Origin of the sequence: Vibrio sp. PID17_43 (genome assembly GCF_002608565.1) — a bacterium.
Classification (GTDB): domain Bacteria; phylum Pseudomonadota; class Gammaproteobacteria; order Enterobacterales; family Vibrionaceae; genus Vibrio.
In genome coordinates, this window is sequence record NZ_LIXM01000010.1 from 37,207 (window position 1) to 53,920 (window position 16,714).

The window sequence follows — 16,714 nt, forward strand, 5'->3', positions numbered from 1 at the left end:
CTTGAAGTCTCTTGGGTACATGATGGTATTTTGCCATCAATGACGTTCGATACACCGTGAAAAAAGCAAAGGTGTCGTGACGACCTTCCCGATGAATCGTGTCAGAAGCGAATGAAAGATGACAGCGGCCGAAAGTGGTTAACATTGAAATAATTACTGAAGATTTTTATCAAAATGCCGATTCCCCACCTAAAATTGATAGGGAAAAACCAATGACCGGTATCTGAAATGGCAAACTCAGGTAAGACAACCAATAAAGGCATAAGCATCTTTGCATTAGCGATGCTCAATATCGTGGCAGTGGTGAGCTTAAGGGAGCTGCCTGCAGAAGCGGAATACGGACGGAGTTCAATTTTTTACTACATTTTTGCTGCCATCGTATTCTTAGTGCCCGTTTCACTCGTCGCGGCAGAATTGGCGAAAGTTCCATCAGATTTGACTGGGCTGTGCTTTGTATCGGTATCTGGTCATATGCATGCCATTGACGATACAGAATATAAATTTGCCATAGAGTCGATTTCCCAAGTGATGACGTTGGCATTAGCGCTTAATCAGCATGGCAGTAAAGTGTTGCATGAAAAAATTGGCGCTGATGCGACTGGACTACCATTTAATTCGGTGATGGCGTTAGAGCTTCATAACGGAAAACCGTTAAGCCCGTTAGTGAATGCAGGGGCAATGGCCACAGTAAGTTTGGTGAAAGCAACGGGCGCAGAAGAACGATGGAGCAAGATACTGGAGATGCAATCGGCTATGGCGGGGAGCAAGATCAAATTATCTGCACAAGTTAACAAATCAGAGCAGAGCACGAACACGCATAACAAAGCGATTGCTCTGCTTCTTGGGGCCTCAAAATGCATGTACTCTGATCCTTTTGAAGCGTGTGATGTGTATACCAGGCAATGCTCTACGCTTTTTAATTGTGTTGATCTTGCCACAATGGGGGCGTGTCTTGCCAACGGCGGCGTTAATCCTGTTACTTCAGAAACGGTTTTAAAGAATTCATTGGTTCCTTCCTTGTTGGCAGAAATGACAACAGAGGGATTGTACGAACGCAGTGGGGACTGGGCATTTGAGGTGGGGTTACCTAGTAAAAGTGGCGTAGGGGGCGGCTTGGTTGCCGTTATTCCCAATGTTGGGGCGCTGGCAGCGTTTTCCCCGCCTTTGGATGAAGCCGGAAACAGTGTTCGAGGTCAGTTGATGATCAAGTCTGTTGCAAACAAAATGGGATGGAATATTTTTAATGCACGCGTAAATGAATAACATTTACGAGTGCATGAGTAATGTCAATGATGGGTGAATAATATGTGGGAAAAGTACGGATATATTATAGCATCATTGATGGTGTTACTTAATAGTATATTAATATTTGACGTCGCTTTTGGTGCAAATCAATCTTTTGATATTATTTTTTTAATTGATGATATTTCAAAGCTTAACTTTGAAACGATAAAGAACTTGCCTTGGCTATTGCTTGGCGTCTTTCAATTGTTAAATTGCATTGGACTATTTTTCAAAGCAAGAGCTGCATGGGCGATGAGCTGTATTTTGCTGATCGTTTATCTCATATTTACTGCGCAGTACTTTCCTAATCTCACTGTTAACTTTTCATTAGGTGTATTGACGCTGTTTGTCATGGTTTTTTTACGAAAGCATTTTCATCATAGCAGTACAGCAGCAGGTAGTATCGTTGCTTTTATCAGTATTATCATTCTTATTATCTACTCTACTTATGGCAGCTTGTACTTTGGAGACGGGTTTAAGCCAGAAATTGATTCGCTGACAACGGCGTTCTATTTCTCTCTGGTTACGATGACAACGGTGGGGTATGGTGACATTTTGCCAGTGAGTGATTCTGCGAGACTTTTTTCTGCCTCCATGATTACTGCTGGGATTGCCATTTTTGCAACATCATTGAGCACCGTGCTTGGTCCATTACTCAATAAAAGTTTTGGTAAGTTAATTCAGGGAGATAGAAAAGTGATGGAAAGGAAAGATCATTTTATTATTTGCGGTACCTCTACAATGGCCATGAATACGGTGCTTCGATTAAGAGAGCGCGGTTTGGCAATTACGATTATTACTATTCGACCAACCGATGAATTTCAGCAAATTGAACAAAGTCTGGAAGGAAAGTATGACATTATATCCGGAGACAGCTGCGATACATCAGTGTTAAAGAGTGCGGGATTAGAAAACTGCAAAGCGATTCTTGCTCTCACTGACACCGATGCAGACAACGCATTTATTGTTCTGTCTGCAAAGGATCTTAATCCAAATGCAAAAACGGTGGTAATTGTCAATGATAGTAAAAACATGAACAAAATAAAAAGAGTTCAGCCTGATGTTTTATTATCGCCACAATTACTTGGCAGTGAGGTGCTCGCTCGGTTATTAAATGGAGAGAGCATGGATAACAACGATTTAATTTCTATGTTTCTTGACTCTGGAAAGTAATACTAACGAGCTGAAAAAAGATGGCGCCCCCAGTAGGATTCGAACCTACGACCTGTCCCTTAGGAGGGGACTGCGCTATCCAGCTGTGCCATGGGGGCGTTAATTCAGATACGTGGTGTATGATATAAAAAAACAGTCACATAACAAGACTCTGTTCATGTTTTTAAAGCACTTTGTTCATTACGTCACCAATCTGTACGCTTGATGCCAGATTTGGCTGGTCAATGGTCAGCTCTGCTTCGTGCTCGTAGAGTCGTGAAACCGTTAACGTGATAGCGCTCTGCGAGACTTTATTACGTGGCAGACCCTTTTGGTCGATGAAAGAGGCGGTATGCCACAATTGCAGCTTGTCGCCTTCTTTCACGCCGTGCATGCGACCGAGATCCATGGTGACTGTATTACCAAACACGGCTACTACTTCTGGTAAAGTGATTTTGCAAGACAGCTCTGATTCTAAGTCGAGCATAATATTACGGCTTACACGCAGCATCATTTCACCGTAAGTGGATGCCCAAAAACGTGCGCTGCTTGTATCGACTTGACTGGTTTTGGCAAATGGCCAACGCGCGACTTCACGGTAGTTTTTTTGGTAAACCTCGTGACCGGTTTTTCCATCGTAAACCTTTATTTCCAATGCAAACTGTCGATTGATGATATCATCTTTAAGCACTTTAGCATCAACCGTCGCCGTCAGGTCGGTGACTTCTCCGCCAATGATGTACTGTGCACCGTTGTCCTGGGCGATCATTTGGGTTCGCTCTGGATAGTGGCTATGGATTGAATAATCGGTTGTGCCAACCGAGACAAAGCTACGAGAAGTTTGGTCCAATTGGCGGTTTACTACATCACTGAAATCATCACCCACACGGTAAATTTGTCCCATCACTGCTTGCTGCGGTGACACGACGTCGATGTTGCCGACCAACACGGTTTTCTTATATTGATTCACGTGGCAACCCGTTGCCGATGGATAGATGTCCACACGGATCTTCATTTCCATTTTGCCACGGCGTTTGCGCTCTGATTCCACCAAGATGTAGCGTACTTCATGATTAGTGAATAGGTACTCTTTGCGGTTTTCTTCTAGCAGTGGCATCAAATTGCTAATGCTGCCAATATCTGCGCCCGAAAAATTGACGGCTTTGAAGAGTGCATCCTCTAATGCGTGCAACCTTGCCGCTTCATCTGAAGAAACGATCGTGGCAATGCCTGTCACTTCATACCATGACGCTGCCGTACGAAATGGCAGAAATAATATAAAAGTAATTGAAATTACGCTAAAAAATATTTTTTTCATTGTTTCTTGCCGTTTGGGTATAGATATTGCTTTATCAATTGCAATGAAGTTTGGTGGCTTTTTGTAAGTTTGACAACAGAAGAAAGCAAGGACTGTTCCAATATTGCATTTCTCGGCAGAGAAGTAATCAAAAAAACAGTGACACCTAAGATTATCTGGAGAATCAAACCATGAAAAGATGGCTTGTTGCCGCATCGATGATGACGCTTTTGACATCGTGCGCGTACTCACCAATTTACAATGGTAAAGAACCGTATTCCGGCAGCCAGTTCATGCTCATGGACAGCCCACGCCACACAATGGACTTCTTTATTGAAAGCATGACGGAAGAGTTGATGGTTTCAAACGTAGCGGTGTCATCACGTACACCTGTTGCGATTACATCATTTGTTGATTTGCAAAATATGGATGCGACTAACTGGTTGGGTAACTCGATATCGGAAGGGTTTATTCACCAATTCCAACGTCGTGGTTTTAAGGTCGTGGACTTTAAAACGACAGGGTCTATTCAGGTGACTCAACAAGGTGACTTTGCTCTAAGTCGTGATTGGCAAGATTTGGCGCATGAACAACAAATTCAATACGTACTGACTGGAACGATGTTACGTCAGGAAGGTGGCGTTTTAGTGAATGCACGTATTGTCGGTATGCAAAGCCGTATTGTTGTGGCTTCAGCACAAGCATTTTTGCCAGCAGATCGTATTGGCCGTGATTTAGATACACTGAATAGTATCCGTACTCAAGACGGGGTATTGATTCGTTCTGATCCTACCATTCGACAACCATACACTGTGATTCTCCGCCCGTAGGAAACAAGCATGAAAAAGTTATTATTTATTCTAGTGACATTGGTGCTGGTGGGCTGTCAGCCATTACAACAGATGCGCCAAGATGATATTTTAGTTGCGGTGGGCTACGCGAGCGTGAGTGAGCAAACTGGCCGCACGGTAGAAGAGAAGCGTGTTCGTGCTATGCGTGCGTCGAAGATTGATGCTTACCGAGAGTTAGCTGAGCAAGTGTATGGTATGCGAGTAAGCGGCCGTGCTGAGCTAGAAGATCAGCGTCTTGGTATTGAAACGACAACGGGTGCCGTTGATGGTGTGATCCGTGGGGCGGAGGTTGTGCGTAGCTATCTAGTTGAAGACAGTTACGTTACTGAGCTTCGTTTAGACATCCGTAAGATGGATAAACTGCGTGATTACGGTGAAGTACAACAGGTACCTGAGAAGCGTCAGCAGACCTTGTTTTAACCCATTTCTACGAATCAGGTAATTTTTTCTAGCGACTGATTGGCAACAATTGGTTGCTTTTTTATGTGCGACATTCAGTGCTAACAGGGATGGGCAGGAGAGCAAGGCGCGTTTTTAGGCTTTGATGTTCGTGCCGAGCGTTGAGATGGTATGAGTTTTACCGCCGGCATTGTAGGTCATGCCGATCTTACCGTGGGTATGCTGAAGCATATTGTTGAGCTTGTTGAAGCTCAATTGAGCACGGTTGAGCGATTCCCCATTTATTTGATTGGTGTGTTGGCAATCGAGGATGATGGATTGGATCTGTGCGACAACCTGACTTAGGTTTGCGTCATCAGTAAGTTGATTGACGTGCGGGTGAGAGGCAATTCGTTGATCGGTGGTTCTCAGTTGATCAATGAGTGTCATTTTTTCTTTGGCAAATTTCTCGATCTCAGAAGAGACACGAGCGGTGATCGCTTGTGTTTCTTGGCGTAACACACCAGAAAGTGCTTTTGCATTTTCCAGCTGGAAGTTAACAAGATCGACTAATGCTGCCATCAATACTTACCTTGGGCCTAAGTCAGTTAGCTTTTGCCTTGCAATTCGTTTTCAAACTTAATCATATTGTCGGCCAGTTTTTCTGGATCAACTTTGTATGAGCCGTTTGCGATTGCTTCTTTAATTGCCGCTACTTTTGCACTGTCATAAGCTGGAGATGCAGCCATATCCTTTTGCAGCTTGCTGACGGCCTTACCTTGCTGGCTCAATGAGACGGCGTCTTGTTGTGCTAGCGCTTTTTTTGATTCCGTGGTGCTTGTCGCCGTAGAATCATTACGGGCAGGTGAGCGACTTGTCGTCGTCATCTGGCCTGAGCGTATATTATCTATACTTACCATATTTCAACCTTAAATTCGTATCGTAATACTGGTATCCAGACTATCGACCATTAGCAAAATAACTTTAGGGAATTTTTGCATTTTTATTGTACATTTTTCCATCACCGCCAGTAAGTTATCAAACAGGACTAAAAGGTGATGGTGATTTCCGCAATGCCAGTCACAATGCCTTCTATTATACGTTGGGACTTGTCATTTTTCACTCTTACTTGATCACCAGTGGAACCATCCTGTAATGCCGTACCTTTAGTGGTAATGGTCATGCCTGATTTCACCGCTTTGATCGTCACTTTTTCATTGCGGCAAACCACACACACATCATTGCGCTCGACCACATCACCCAAGCGTACATTGCGTTTTAGTTTTGCCCCAATCACTTGTTCCTCGCGAGTAAAGCCATCTTTACGAAAGCGCTGTAATTCGATCATCGATGTAGTGATATCCGAAGCACTGATGATTTCGCCACGCCCCAGTTGACGAGTCGCAACGATCATTGGTACAGATGCAGAAATCCGAACCGGAACATACACCTTCCAGTTATCGATCGGACACTCAACTAATACATTGATATTACTGCGTGTGCTACTGGTTGAAGATGCAGACGTAGTAAGGGGCTCAGGGCAATCAGTGGCTCTAATACGTGGATCAATATTTGCCGCGCCCACTGACAATTCTCCTCCGACTGGTTGCTCGACCGTGGTAAGAATATGTTGCTCGGCAGCGGTTCTAATTTGTTCGAGTTGGTTTTCTGTTGCTGACTGCACAAAAAAGCTAAACATACTGAGCATAATGCCGATAGACTTAGCGTACTTTGTGATGACTGCTCTACCTATAGTCATAGTCAATGGTGTCGCTATTATATTATGGTGCGCCATACTGTTTCCCTGGTATTATGCCTGCCAGTCGTAGAGTATCATTTAAAAACAAAAAGTTTGAGATGGAGATGAGCATATGACGGGGATTCTTGATTCGGTGAATCAGCGTACGCAACTCGTCGGCCAAAACCGATTGGAGCTACTGACTTTTCGGTTGATGGGACGACAGCGCTACGGTATTAACGTATTCAAAGTAAAAGAAGTACTGCAGTGTCCTAAATTGACGTTATTGCCAAATCTACACCCTCTAGTAAAAGGTGTTGCTCATATCCGTGGCCATACCGTGTCAGTGATTGACTTGAGTTTGGCGATCGGTGGTCGCCCAACGACAGATATCGATAAATGTTTTGTTGTGATCGCGGAATTTAACCGAACTATTCAAGCGTTCTTAGTCTCTTCAGTTGAGCGCATTATTAACATGCTCTGGGAAGCGATTTTGCCGCCGCCTGACGGCGCAGGTAAAGCACATTATCTAACCGCAGTAACCAACATCGACAACGAGCTAGTAGAAATCCTGGACGTTGAGAAAATCTTGGCAGAGATTGCACCGGTAGACGAAACCATGGATTCGACCATTGGTGAAGAAATCGCTCAAGCAGAGCAGGCGAAGCCGATAGTACGCCGCATTTTAATCGCGGATGACTCAACGGTCGCTCGTAAGCAAGTGGAACGAGCGATTAGCGCCATCGGATTTGAAGTGATCTCGGTGAAAGATGGTAAAGAAGCATACAATAAGCTGCTAGAAATGGCGCAAGAAGGTAGCATCTACGATCAGATTTCTTTGGTCATTTCTGATATCGAAATGCCAGAAATGGATGGCTATACGTTAACCGCTGAAATTCGCAGAAATGCAGATTTGAAGAACCTTTATGTTATTCTTCACTCTTCATTGAGTGGTGTCTTCAACCAAGCGATGGTCGAGCGAGTAGGGGCAAACTCCTTCATTGCGAAATTTAACCCAGGTGAGTTGGGGAACGCAGTTAAATCTGCATTAATACAATAAAAGAGACATTAATGACTGCTATTACAATCAGTGATCAAGAGTATCGTGACTTTAGCCGTTTTCTAGAATCACAATGTGGCATCGTATTAGGTGACAGTAAGCAATACCTCGTACGCAGCCGATTGAGCCCACTGGTGACTAAGTTTAAGCTCGCATCGTTGTCTGATTTGCTGCGTGATGTCGTAACAGGGCGCAATCGTGAACTGCGTATTGCTGCAGTGGATGCAATGACGACGAACGAAACATTGTGGTTTCGAGATACTTATCCGTTCACGGTATTAGCTGACAAACTCTTGCCGGAGATGGCGGCAAATAAACGACCAATTAAGATTTGGTCAGCGGCTAGCTCTTCTGGTCAGGAGCCGTACTCAATGGCGATGACGGTGCTAGAGACACAGCAGCGTAAGCCTGGATTGCTGCCTAGCGTATCGATCACGGCAACCGATATCTCTTCAAATATGTTGGATATGTGCCGTGCGGGTGTTTACGACAACCTTGCTTTGGGGCGTGGTCTTTCACCAGAACGTCGCCGTACGTTCTTTGAAGACGCAGGTGATGGACGCATGAAAGTAAAAGATAACGTAAAACGTATGGTGAATTTCCGTCCTCAGAACTTGATGGACAGTTACGCCCTTTTAGGGAAATTCGACATTATTTTTTGTCGTAATGTCTTGATCTACTTCTCACCAGAGATGAAATCGAAAGTGCTGAACCAAATGGCAAACAGCTTAAACCCTGGTGGTTACCTGCTGTTGGGTGCTTCGGAATCGCTCACTGGTTTGACCGACAAATTTGAAATGGTGCGCTGTAATCCAGGTATTATTTACAAGTTAAAGTAGCGATAAGCTAAAATAGCGGACTCTTTTTAAAACAATGAAGCCTGACCTTGTTTCAGGCTTTTCTTTTTGTTCCTTTCCATCCCACCATTTCGTTACTCATTTCTGCGTTTCTCCTCGTTAAAGATCTGGCCATTTTTGCCTTCAATGCATCAAAGGGTGTATATTTTTTAGTGAGTCAGATTGATTAACTGACTTGATATGACATTCAATCACCTACTTTGGCTTGCTTATTGCGATCCATTACGTTGATAACCAAACGGCAAAACGGTACATCGCTTTTTGGCATGCTAATTGCTTTTGGTTACTAATGACGGTCAGTTCTTAATGTAGAGGCAAACATGGCTATTTCTTTTGACAATGCACTAGGTATTCACCAACACACGGTGGGTGTACGCGAGCGCAACGCGGAGGTGATTTCCACCAACATCGCGCAAGCAAACACGCCTGGCTACAAATCAAGAGGTTTAGACTTTGCTAAGGAATTACAGGCGGCAAGTTCAGGGGCAAGCATCGGTCTTAGCCGAACGGATGGTCGGCACATTCCTGCCACTACTACGTTGACGGGGGATAAACTGTATCGTCTTCCTACTCAACCAGATACAGGCGATGGCAATACAGTTGATTTGGATTTAGAGCGTAACTTGTTTATGCAAAACCAAATTAGACACCAAGCCTCGCTAGACTTTCTAGGCGGCAAATTCAAGAACTTAACCAAAGCAATCAAAGGGCAATAATTTAGATGAGCTTATTTAACGTTTTTAATGTGACAGGTTCTGCAATGAGCGCTGAGTCTGTTCGTCTGAATACTACCTCGAGCAACTTGGCCAACGCCGACAGTGTCAGCAGCTCTGCGAAAGACACTTACAAGGCGCGTCATGCTGTGTTTGGTGCTGAGTTAAGTAATGCCATGCGTGGCGGTGATACGGTGCCGGTGAAAGTTCTGGGTATTGTAGAAAGCGATAAACCGCTGAATGCGGAGTACAACCCTGATCATCCCCTTGCAAACGAAGAAGGCTACATCTACAAGCCAAACGTGAATGTAATGGAAGAAATGGCAAATATGATTTCAGCTTCTCGCGCTTACCAAACCAATGTGCAAGTGGCTGATTCTAGTAAACAGATGCTGCTGCGTACGCTGCAGATGGGTCAATAGGGTAAGGGGGTAGCGTATGGCCGGAATTAATAACATTGGTCAAAGCGGCTTGTCCTACATCGACCAGCTTAAAAGCCTACAAGAGAACAAAAAAGCCAACGAGAGCACAGGTAAGCAGGACCTGAAACAGGAAGACTTCCTATCTTTGCTCACTAAGCAATTGTCTCAGCAGGATCCTTTTAAGCCGGTAGGTAATGACCAGATGATTGCGCAAATGGCGTCATTTGCGACCGTAGATGGTATCGGCAAGATGAACTCTCAGTTTGAGAGCTTAAACTCGTCAATGACGTCAAACCAAGCATTGCAGGCTTCCTCTTTGGTTGGTCGTGACGTTTTGGTCCCAGGTGCGGCGGGTGTGAAGCAAGACAATGCGAGCATGGCGGCAATGGTGAAGCTTACACAGCCACTCGATAACCTATTTGTTCGAGTGGAAAACGAAGCTGGCCAACTGGTGCGTACTTTTGAGGTAGGTGCGAAACCAGCCGGTGACACTCGTGTGCTTTGGGACGGTAATGATGAAAACGGAAATCCATTACCTGCTGGCAAATACAATGTGAAAGCGTCTGGCTTGGTCGAAGGGACATCGCAAGAGTTTCCAGTATCGACTTATGCGAACGTGAATAGTGTGTTGCTAGGTAAGGGCGACGGAAACGTATTACTCAATCTGGCAGGCTTTGAATCGCCAGTTCGACTTGCAGAAGTGTTGGAAGTCGGCAAAGCGTAATCAATAGCATGTTAGATTAGGAGATTTTGGAATGTCATATGTATCTTTAAGCGGTCTGTCCTCCGCTCAACTGGATTTGAACACCACAAGTAATAACATTGCGAACGCCAACACCTACGGCTTTAAAGAGTCTCGTGCGGAGTTCAGCGATGTGTATTCAAATTCTTTATTCACTAACGCAAAGACCACACCGGGTGGTGGTGCGCAAGCAAATCAAGTGGCGCAGCAGTTTCACGAAGGTTCAAGCATTTATACCAACAACCCAATGGATTTACGTGTAGCGGGCTCTGGCTTCTTTGCGGTGGCAAAAGAACGCATGGTGCCACAACAGAATGAATTGACCCGTAATGGTGCCTTTCATTTGAACAAAGATAACTACATGGTAACGGCCAACGATGAGTTTTTGCTTGGTTACGAAGTGAATAAAGACACAGGTGACGTTCTCTCTTATGAGCCTCAACCACTCAAAATTCCTGCTGAATTTGGTAAGCCAAAGCAGACAGCAAATATTGAAGTGGGCGTGAACTTGCCGGCAAATGGTGATTTGAAAGATCCAACCCAATTCGATTTTTCAAATCCAGAGACCTATAACCGTTCTACGTCTTCAACGATTTATGACTCGATGGGTCAATCTTACAAGTTAACGACCTACTACTTGAAAGATCAAACCCAGCCGAACACGTGGCAAACCTACTATACCGTAACAGACAAAGCAGGTGAGAAACCGCTAAACGTTGCTAATGGTGATGCTGCAACGCAGACGGGACACATTGGCCACACAATGAAGTTCAACAACGATGGTACGTTGGCAAGCTTGAACAATGGTCAGCCAATCACTTCTGTTGCACTGGGTGACCCAGCAACAAATGGCAGTCCGGTGGATCTAAATGGTGCCGATCCAGCACAGACGCTTAACTTCGGTCTAAATTCAGCGACTCAGTTTGCCGCGCCGTTTGAGCTAACCAAGTTTGATGAAGACGGTGCAACCACGGGCTTCTTAACAAAGATCGATTTTGATGAGTACGGTAGCGTATTGGGTACTTACTCAAACGGTGAAAACGTGACATTGGGGCGAGTGGCATTAGTACGAGTTCCTAACGAACAAGGCCTAGATAAGAAAGGCGGCACTCAATGGGATTCAACTCAGTTTTCTGGTGACAAGATCTGGGGTGAGTCAAACAAAGGCTCTTTTGGCACGATCAACAACGGTACGCTGGAACAGTCAAACATTGATATGACTCAGGAGTTGGTGGATCTGATTTCTGCTCAACGCAACTTCCAAGCAAACTCACGTGCGCTAGAAGTACACAACCAACTGCAACAAAATATCCTGCAGATTCGCTAGACCGATAGTTCGATAATCTGTTTCATCCAACGCTGCGTGCACTTGCCGCTTCGTTTGATAATAGTATGACATTCATCTAATGCTCAACCGGAACACACCTCAGTTCAGGTTGAGCTTGTTTTGATCTCCTGTTTGCCGCTGTTGCCGCTCGGTGGTTAAAAACTTGCCTCTCCTTCGGTATATTCATCTTAAATTACTTCCGATAATCCGCGCATTTCAACTCAATTCTCTGATTAATAGAGACATTTTAATATTGGCATAGCTTTTGCTGTTTACTCCATGGTACAGAGAATTTTTGGAGTAATTTATGGATCGCGCACTGTTTCTCGCAATGAGTGGCGCCAAGCAAAATATGCAGGCCCTGCAATTGCGTGCCAACAACCTGGCAAACGTAAGTACGACTGGCTTTCGTGCTGATTTAGCTCAAGCTCGTTCTATGCAAGCTTATGGTGAAGGTCACCCTTCGCGTGTATTCAGTATGACAGAACGTCCTGGGCATAACTTTGCTCAAGGCAGTGTGATTACGACAGGCCGCGATCTCGATATTACCGTTGAAGGCAGTGGTTGGATCTCTGTTATGGATCACACCGGTAAAGAAGGTTTGACGCGTAACGGTAATCTAAAAGTGGATCAAAACGGTTTACTGACTAACGCAAGTGGTCACGTGGTGCTTGGTGAAAACAACGCACCGATTACCTTACCTGTTCCTGTCTCAAAAATTGAAATCGGTCGTGATGGCACTATCTCTGTACTGCCTCAAGGTGCGCCGGCTGAAGAATTAGCCGTGGTTGATCGTATTAAGCTTGTACGTACAGACGATCAAAGTTTGTTTAAAGATACCAATGGCTTATTTCGCCACAAAACTCCAAATCAGCCTTACGAAGCAGATGGAACCATCAGCATCCAAACTGGTGCAATTGAAGGTAGTAACGTCAACGCCGTAGGTGAAATGACCGCACTGATTGATCTACAGCGTCAGTTTGAAATGCAGGTCAAAATGATGAGCACCGCTGAAGAGATGGATAAATCTTCAGATTCATTGCTTCGTATGAGTTAACAGAGTTAGAGGTTCACAATGCATCCAGCACTATGGGTAAGTAAAACGGGTCTAGACGCTCAGCAGACCAATATCGCAACGATTTCGAACAACTTGGCGAACGCTTCAACCGTGGGCTACAAAAAGAGCCGTGCAGTATTCGAAGATTTGTTTTACCAAAACATCAACCAACCAGGTGGTCAGTCATCTCAAAATACAGAGCTTCCAAGTGGCTTAATGCTGGGGGCGGGTTCTAAAGTCGTGGCAACGCAAAAGGTGCACACCCACGGTAACGCGCAAACCACGACCAACGCATTAGATATGATGGTGGAAGGCGATGGCTTCTTCCAAGTCACGATGCCTGACGGCAATATCGGTTACACCCGTAATGGTCAATTCACGTTAAATGGTGAAGGTACACTGGTGACCTCTGGTTCTGGCTACCCGGTAGAACCAGAAATTGTCATTCCTGAAGACGCGATTTCTATCACTGTTGGTACCGATGGTGAAGTGTCGGTGCGAGTACGAGGCCAGCAAGACAATCAGGTTGTTGGACAGTTGACGATTACGGATTTTGTTAACCCAGGCGGCTTAGAGCCAATTGGTCAAAACCTTTACTTACCAACAGGCGCAAGTGGTGACCCACAAGAAGGTGTCCCTGGTCTCGATGGTTTGGGTGAGATCCGTCAGTCGATGTTGGAAGCATCCAACGTGAATGTGACTGAAGAGCTGGTCAACATGATTGAAGCGCAGCGCGTGTATGAAATGAACTCAAAAGTGATCTCATCGGTTGATAAGATGATGAGCTTTGTGAATCAGCAGTTGTGATAACTAGGACGAATAATTAAGGAGCCAATGATGAAACGTATTTGTCTACTTGCACTTATCGCCACGATGTCTGGTTGCACAATGCTCGACCCCATCGAGACGGTTGAAGTGACGCAAACGACCACCGTTGTGGATGCGGTTGAAGGTGATAAATCGCAAGAAGAGAGTAGCGGCATCATTGACACTTTACGTGGCAGAACGGATCCGGTCGCTGGCGATCCTGCGTGGGCACCGATTCACCCTAAACAGAAGCCAGAGCATTACGCTGCGGCAACAGGTTCATTGTTCAGCGCTGAGCACATTACCGATCTTTATGATGACTCTAAGCCACGTGGTATCGGTGACATCATTACTGTAACGCTAGATGAAACCACACGTGCGACTAAGAGCGCGAACGCGGACTTATCGAAAACCAACGATGCAACGATGGAACCTCTGTCTGTCGGTGGTCAAGAGCTGCAAATTGGCGGCAAATACAACTTCTCGTACGAACTAAACAACACCAACACCTTCGTCGGTGACTCTTCTGCTAAGCAAAGCAACAGCATTAGCGGTTACATCACGGTGGAAGTGATTGAAGTGCTGGCAAACGGTAACCTTGTGATCCGTGGTGAGAAATGGATGACGTTAAATACTGGCGATGAGTACATTCGTTTGAGCGGTACAATTCGTCCTGATGATATCAACTTCGACAATACGATTGCGTCAAACCGTGTATCTAACGCAAGAATTCAATACTCAGGCACAGGCCTAGCACAAGATATGCAAGAGCCGGGCTTCTTGGCACGATTCTTTAATGTCGCTTTGTAAGACGCCGCAAATGACGGCAAATTGACGGCAAGAGATTAAGTAAGCATGAAAAGAATCTTATTAGCACTGCTGAGCGTTTCACTGTTTGCAACCTCAGCCCAAGCTGCACGTATCAAAGACGTCGCGCAAGTGGCAGGTGTGCGTAGCAACCAACTTGTGGGTTACGGTTTGGTCTCAGGCTTACCCGGTACTGGGGAATCTAACCCGTTTACAGAGCAAAGTTTTGCGGCCATGCTGCAAAACTTCGGCATTCAAATGCCGCCAGGTACCAAGCCAAAAATTAAAAACGTTGCCGCTGTCATGGTAACGGCAGAGCTTCCTCCATTTTCAAAGCCGGGTCAGCAAGTTGATGTGACCGTTTCTTCTATCGGCAGTGCGAAAAGCCTACGTGGCGGTACATTACTACAAACGTTTTTGAAAGGTCTTGATGGACAAGTTTACGCGGTTGCACAAGGTAACTTGGTGGTAAGCGGATTCAGTGCTGAGGGCGCGGACGGTTCAAAGATTGTCGGTAACAATCCAACAGTAGGCCTTATCTCTAGTGGTGCAATGGTCGAGCGCGAGATACCAAGCCCATTTGGCCGTGGCGATTACATCACCTTTAACCTACTTGAATCAGACTTTACTACAGCGCAGCGCATGGCTGATGCAGTGAACAGTTTCCTTGGCCCGCAAATGGCGAGTGCCGTCGATGCCACATCGGTCCGCGTGCGTGCACCACGCGATGTAAGCCAACGAGTCGCATTCTTGTCAGCCATCGAAAACTTAGAGTTCGACCCGGCTGATGGCGCGGCGAAGATCATAGTGAACTCTCGTACGGGTACTATCGTTGTTGGCAAGCATGTTCGTCTTAAGCCTGCGGCAGTGACGCACGGTGGTATGACGGTAGCGATTAAAGAAAGCTTTAATGTGAGCCAACCAAACGGCTTCTCGGGCGGTCAAACGGTGGTTGTGCCAGACTCTGATATCGAAGTGAACGAAGAGAAAGGCAAAATGTTTAAGTTCGAACCAGGCTTGACGCTTGATGATCTGGTTCGCGCAGTCAATGAAGTAGGCGCTGCACCTTCTGACTTAATGGCCATTCTACAAGCATTGAAACAAGCTGGCGCTATTGAAGGCCAGCTGATCATCATCTAATCGATTAGGAGGTGAACGGTGGTAAACAATCCTAACGATATCGGCTTTATTCATGACATCAGCTCGCTAGATTCACTGCGTCAAAAGGCAGTAAAAGAAGGCAAAGAGGGTGAACAAGAAGCGCTGCGCGCTGCGGCTCGTCAGTTTGAATCTATCTTTACTTCGATGATGCTAAAATCGATGCGCGAAGCCAATGAAGGCTTCGAATCAAATTTCATGAACAGTCAAAATGAAAAGTTTTATCGTCAAATGCTGGATGAGCAGATGGCCAGTGAGTTGAGTGCGTCTGGTTCAATGGGCTTGGCTGACATGATTGTTCAGCAGTTGACGGTTGGTCAGAGCAACGACAAGAGTGAAACGGCAATGCGCGATGCGGTAAACAATGCGGTGGAATACCGTCGTGTGGATCCGAAGAAAGCGCGTGAAATTGAACAACGCTTGATCGAATCCGGTCAACTGTCTCGCTCTGGGTTAGACATTGCGCGCCCGGAGTCAGAACCATCTCGTTTTGATACACCTGAATCTTTCGTTAATTCGATGAAGCCATACGCAGATCGTGCGGCAAAAGCATTAGGTGTTGAGCCTTCATTATTGCTTGCTCAAGCCGCTCTAGAAACGGGTTGGGGACAAAAGGTGGTGCAAAACGCACGTGGCAGCAGTAACAACCTGTTCAACATCAAAGCGGATCGTAGTTGGCAGGGTGACAAAGTTACCACCCAGACACTGGAGTTTCATGATAATACCCCAGTGAAAGAGACTGCGGCCTTTCGCGCTTACTCTAGCTACCAAGACAGCTTTAATGATTATGTCCGTTTTTTGAGTGATAATCCTCGTTACGAGACCGCACTTCAGCAAGGTGGTGGCTCTGAAGCATTTATTCGTGGCATACATAACGCAGGTTACGCAACGGACCCTAACTACGCGGACAAAGTTCTGCAAGTGAAGAAAAAAATCGAAAGCATGTAACTCACGTTTTTAACGGCGATATATCTTCGATATTGTCACATTCAATTTCCCTAAGGCTTGCCCAATCGCAAGCCTTTCTTTTTAGCTGTTGAACCTCCTATATAAATTGGCACACC

The 16,714-nt window shown here is 45.4% G+C and carries 19 protein-coding genes and 1 tRNA gene; 15 read left to right on the top strand and 5 right to left on the bottom strand.

The genetic code is table 11. The features are described 5' to 3' along the window. Positions 1 to 228: 228 nt before the first annotated feature. A complete protein-coding gene (gene glsA / locus AK965_RS08930; protein ID WP_253252680.1) occupies positions 229 to 1,263 on the top strand; it encodes a glutaminase A in 1,035 nt (344 codons plus the stop codon). 42 nt (positions 1,264 to 1,305) lie between these two features. Then, positions 1,306 to 2,457 (top strand): voltage-gated potassium channel protein, encoded by a 1,152-nt coding sequence (gene kch, locus AK965_RS08935; protein WP_172438114.1) that lies wholly within the window; start codon positions 1,306 to 1,308, stop codon positions 2,455 to 2,457. A gap of 21 nt (positions 2,458 to 2,478) precedes the next feature. On the opposite strand, the gene AK965_RS08940 is transcribed toward kch, so the two are convergent. Both AK965_RS08940 and AK965_RS08945 read right to left on the bottom strand, forming a co-directional pair. Beyond that, positions 2,479 to 2,555: transfer RNA gene (locus AK965_RS08940), tRNA-Arg, on the bottom strand. A 65-nt stretch (positions 2,556 to 2,620) separates the two neighbouring features. Further along, on the bottom strand, positions 2,621 to 3,754 hold the full coding sequence (locus tag AK965_RS08945) for a flagellar assembly protein FlgT (protein ID WP_099079265.1): 1,134 nt from the start codon (positions 3,752 to 3,754) through the stop codon (positions 2,621 to 2,623). Between the two features lie 170 nt (positions 3,755 to 3,924). Here AK965_RS08945 and AK965_RS08950 point away from each other — a divergent pair, with 170 nt between their 5' ends. Together AK965_RS08950 and flgP are read left to right on the top strand one after the other, a co-directional pair. Next, complete coding sequence (locus AK965_RS08950) at positions 3,925 to 4,563, top strand: FlgO family outer membrane protein (RefSeq protein ID WP_099079266.1); 639 nt, start codon at positions 3,925 to 3,927, stop codon at positions 4,561 to 4,563. A gap of 9 nt (positions 4,564 to 4,572) precedes the next feature. Next, the gene (gene flgP, locus AK965_RS08955) at positions 4,573 to 5,004 is read left to right on the top strand and encodes a flagellar assembly lipoprotein FlgP (protein WP_099079267.1); all 432 of its coding nucleotides are present in this window, start codon (positions 4,573 to 4,575) and stop codon (positions 5,002 to 5,004) included. Between the two features lie 114 nt (positions 5,005 to 5,118). On the opposite strand, the gene AK965_RS08960 is transcribed toward flgP, so the two are convergent. The 3 genes from AK965_RS08960 to flgA form a co-directional block, all read right to left on the bottom strand. After that, positions 5,119 to 5,544, bottom strand: coding sequence for a flagella synthesis protein FlgN (locus AK965_RS08960; protein WP_099079268.1), 426 nt, complete (start codon positions 5,542 to 5,544; stop codon positions 5,119 to 5,121). 26 nt (positions 5,545 to 5,570) lie between these two features. Further along, positions 5,571 to 5,882: a flagellar biosynthesis anti-sigma factor FlgM gene (gene flgM / locus AK965_RS08965; RefSeq protein ID WP_099079269.1), complete on the bottom strand. Its 312-nt coding sequence runs from the start codon at positions 5,880 to 5,882 to the stop codon at positions 5,571 to 5,573. 128 nt (positions 5,883 to 6,010) lie between these two features. Continuing rightward, the gene (flgA, locus tag AK965_RS08970) at positions 6,011 to 6,757 is read right to left on the bottom strand and encodes a flagellar basal body P-ring formation chaperone FlgA (RefSeq protein ID WP_099079270.1); all 747 of its coding nucleotides are present in this window, start codon (positions 6,755 to 6,757) and stop codon (positions 6,011 to 6,013) included. A 76-nt stretch (positions 6,758 to 6,833) separates the two neighbouring features. On the opposite strand from flgA, the gene AK965_RS08975 reads away from it, so the two are divergent. From AK965_RS08975 to flgJ, 11 genes are all read left to right on the top strand, one after another. Further along, complete coding sequence (locus AK965_RS08975; RefSeq protein WP_099079271.1) at positions 6,834 to 7,760, top strand: chemotaxis protein CheV; 927 nt, start codon at positions 6,834 to 6,836, stop codon at positions 7,758 to 7,760. A gap of 11 nt (positions 7,761 to 7,771) precedes the next feature. After that, positions 7,772 to 8,599 carry a protein-glutamate O-methyltransferase gene (locus tag AK965_RS08980; protein WP_099079272.1) on the top strand — a complete coding sequence of 276 codons (828 nt, stop codon included), beginning with the start codon at positions 7,772 to 7,774 and terminating at the stop codon, positions 8,597 to 8,599. A gap of 338 nt (positions 8,600 to 8,937) precedes the next feature. Then, the gene (gene flgB / locus AK965_RS08985; RefSeq protein ID WP_099079273.1) at positions 8,938 to 9,333 is read left to right on the top strand and encodes a flagellar basal body rod protein FlgB; all 396 of its coding nucleotides are present in this window, start codon (positions 8,938 to 8,940) and stop codon (positions 9,331 to 9,333) included. 5 nt (positions 9,334 to 9,338) lie between these two features. Further along, entirely contained in the window at positions 9,339 to 9,752 is a 414-nt protein-coding gene (gene flgC, locus AK965_RS08990; protein ID WP_099079274.1) for a flagellar basal body rod protein FlgC, read from the top strand. Between the two features lie 16 nt (positions 9,753 to 9,768). After that, positions 9,769 to 10,476, top strand: a complete 708-nt coding sequence (gene flgD / locus AK965_RS08995) for a flagellar hook assembly protein FlgD (protein WP_099079275.1) — start codon at positions 9,769 to 9,771, stop codon at positions 10,474 to 10,476. Between the two features lie 31 nt (positions 10,477 to 10,507). Continuing rightward, positions 10,508 to 11,821, top strand: coding sequence for a flagellar hook protein FlgE (flgE, locus tag AK965_RS09000; RefSeq protein WP_099079276.1), 1,314 nt, complete (start codon positions 10,508 to 10,510; stop codon positions 11,819 to 11,821). Positions 11,822 to 12,128: 307 nt separating this feature from the next. Then, positions 12,129 to 12,878 (top strand): flagellar basal body rod protein FlgF, encoded by a 750-nt coding sequence (locus AK965_RS09005; RefSeq protein ID WP_099079277.1) that lies wholly within the window; start codon positions 12,129 to 12,131, stop codon positions 12,876 to 12,878. 18 nt (positions 12,879 to 12,896) lie between these two features. Beyond that, positions 12,897 to 13,685 (top strand): flagellar basal-body rod protein FlgG, encoded by a 789-nt coding sequence (gene flgG / locus AK965_RS09010; RefSeq protein WP_099079278.1) that lies wholly within the window; start codon positions 12,897 to 12,899, stop codon positions 13,683 to 13,685. A gap of 30 nt (positions 13,686 to 13,715) precedes the next feature. Further along, positions 13,716 to 14,495: a flagellar basal body L-ring protein FlgH gene (gene flgH, locus AK965_RS09015; RefSeq protein WP_099079279.1), complete on the top strand. Its 780-nt coding sequence runs from the start codon at positions 13,716 to 13,718 to the stop codon at positions 14,493 to 14,495. A 45-nt stretch (positions 14,496 to 14,540) separates the two neighbouring features. Next, positions 14,541 to 15,632, top strand: a complete 1,092-nt coding sequence (locus AK965_RS09020) for a flagellar basal body P-ring protein FlgI (RefSeq protein ID WP_099079280.1) — start codon at positions 14,541 to 14,543, stop codon at positions 15,630 to 15,632. Between the two features lie 18 nt (positions 15,633 to 15,650). Next, on the top strand, positions 15,651 to 16,598 hold the full coding sequence (gene flgJ, locus AK965_RS09025; RefSeq protein WP_099079281.1) for a flagellar assembly peptidoglycan hydrolase FlgJ: 948 nt from the start codon (positions 15,651 to 15,653) through the stop codon (positions 16,596 to 16,598). Positions 16,599 to 16,714 lie beyond the last annotated feature (116 nt).

What these genes read in the sequence shown, in the direction of transcription:
- glsA (WP_253252680.1), top strand. Translation starts at nt 229, where the DNA reads ATGGCAAACTCAGGTAAGACAACCAATAAAGGCATAAGCATCTTTGCA.
- kch (WP_172438114.1), top strand. Translation starts at nt 1,306, where the DNA reads ATGTGGGAAAAGTACGGATATATTATAGCATCATTGATGGTGTTACTT.
- AK965_RS08945 (WP_099079265.1), bottom strand. Translation starts at nt 3,754, where the DNA reads ATGAAAAAAATATTTTTTAGCGTAATTTCAATTACTTTTATATTATTT.
- AK965_RS08950 (WP_099079266.1), top strand. Translation starts at nt 3,925, where the DNA reads ATGAAAAGATGGCTTGTTGCCGCATCGATGATGACGCTTTTGACATCG.
- flgP (WP_099079267.1), top strand. Translation starts at nt 4,573, where the DNA reads ATGAAAAAGTTATTATTTATTCTAGTGACATTGGTGCTGGTGGGCTGT.
- AK965_RS08960 (WP_099079268.1), bottom strand. Translation starts at nt 5,544, where the DNA reads ATGGCAGCATTAGTCGATCTTGTTAACTTCCAGCTGGAAAATGCAAAA.
- flgM (WP_099079269.1), bottom strand. Translation starts at nt 5,882, where the DNA reads ATGGTAAGTATAGATAATATACGCTCAGGCCAGATGACGACGACAAGT.
- flgA (WP_099079270.1), bottom strand. Translation starts at nt 6,757, where the DNA reads ATGGCGCACCATAATATAATAGCGACACCATTGACTATGACTATAGGT.
- AK965_RS08975 (WP_099079271.1), top strand. Translation starts at nt 6,834, where the DNA reads ATGACGGGGATTCTTGATTCGGTGAATCAGCGTACGCAACTCGTCGGC.
- AK965_RS08980 (WP_099079272.1), top strand. Translation starts at nt 7,772, where the DNA reads ATGACTGCTATTACAATCAGTGATCAAGAGTATCGTGACTTTAGCCGT.
- flgB (WP_099079273.1), top strand. Translation starts at nt 8,938, where the DNA reads ATGGCTATTTCTTTTGACAATGCACTAGGTATTCACCAACACACGGTG.
- flgC (WP_099079274.1), top strand. Translation starts at nt 9,339, where the DNA reads ATGAGCTTATTTAACGTTTTTAATGTGACAGGTTCTGCAATGAGCGCT.
- flgD (WP_099079275.1), top strand. Translation starts at nt 9,769, where the DNA reads ATGGCCGGAATTAATAACATTGGTCAAAGCGGCTTGTCCTACATCGAC.
- flgE (WP_099079276.1), top strand. Translation starts at nt 10,508, where the DNA reads ATGTCATATGTATCTTTAAGCGGTCTGTCCTCCGCTCAACTGGATTTG.
- AK965_RS09005 (WP_099079277.1), top strand. Translation starts at nt 12,129, where the DNA reads ATGGATCGCGCACTGTTTCTCGCAATGAGTGGCGCCAAGCAAAATATG.
- flgG (WP_099079278.1), top strand. Translation starts at nt 12,897, where the DNA reads ATGCATCCAGCACTATGGGTAAGTAAAACGGGTCTAGACGCTCAGCAG.
- flgH (WP_099079279.1), top strand. Translation starts at nt 13,716, where the DNA reads ATGAAACGTATTTGTCTACTTGCACTTATCGCCACGATGTCTGGTTGC.
- AK965_RS09020 (WP_099079280.1), top strand. Translation starts at nt 14,541, where the DNA reads ATGAAAAGAATCTTATTAGCACTGCTGAGCGTTTCACTGTTTGCAACC.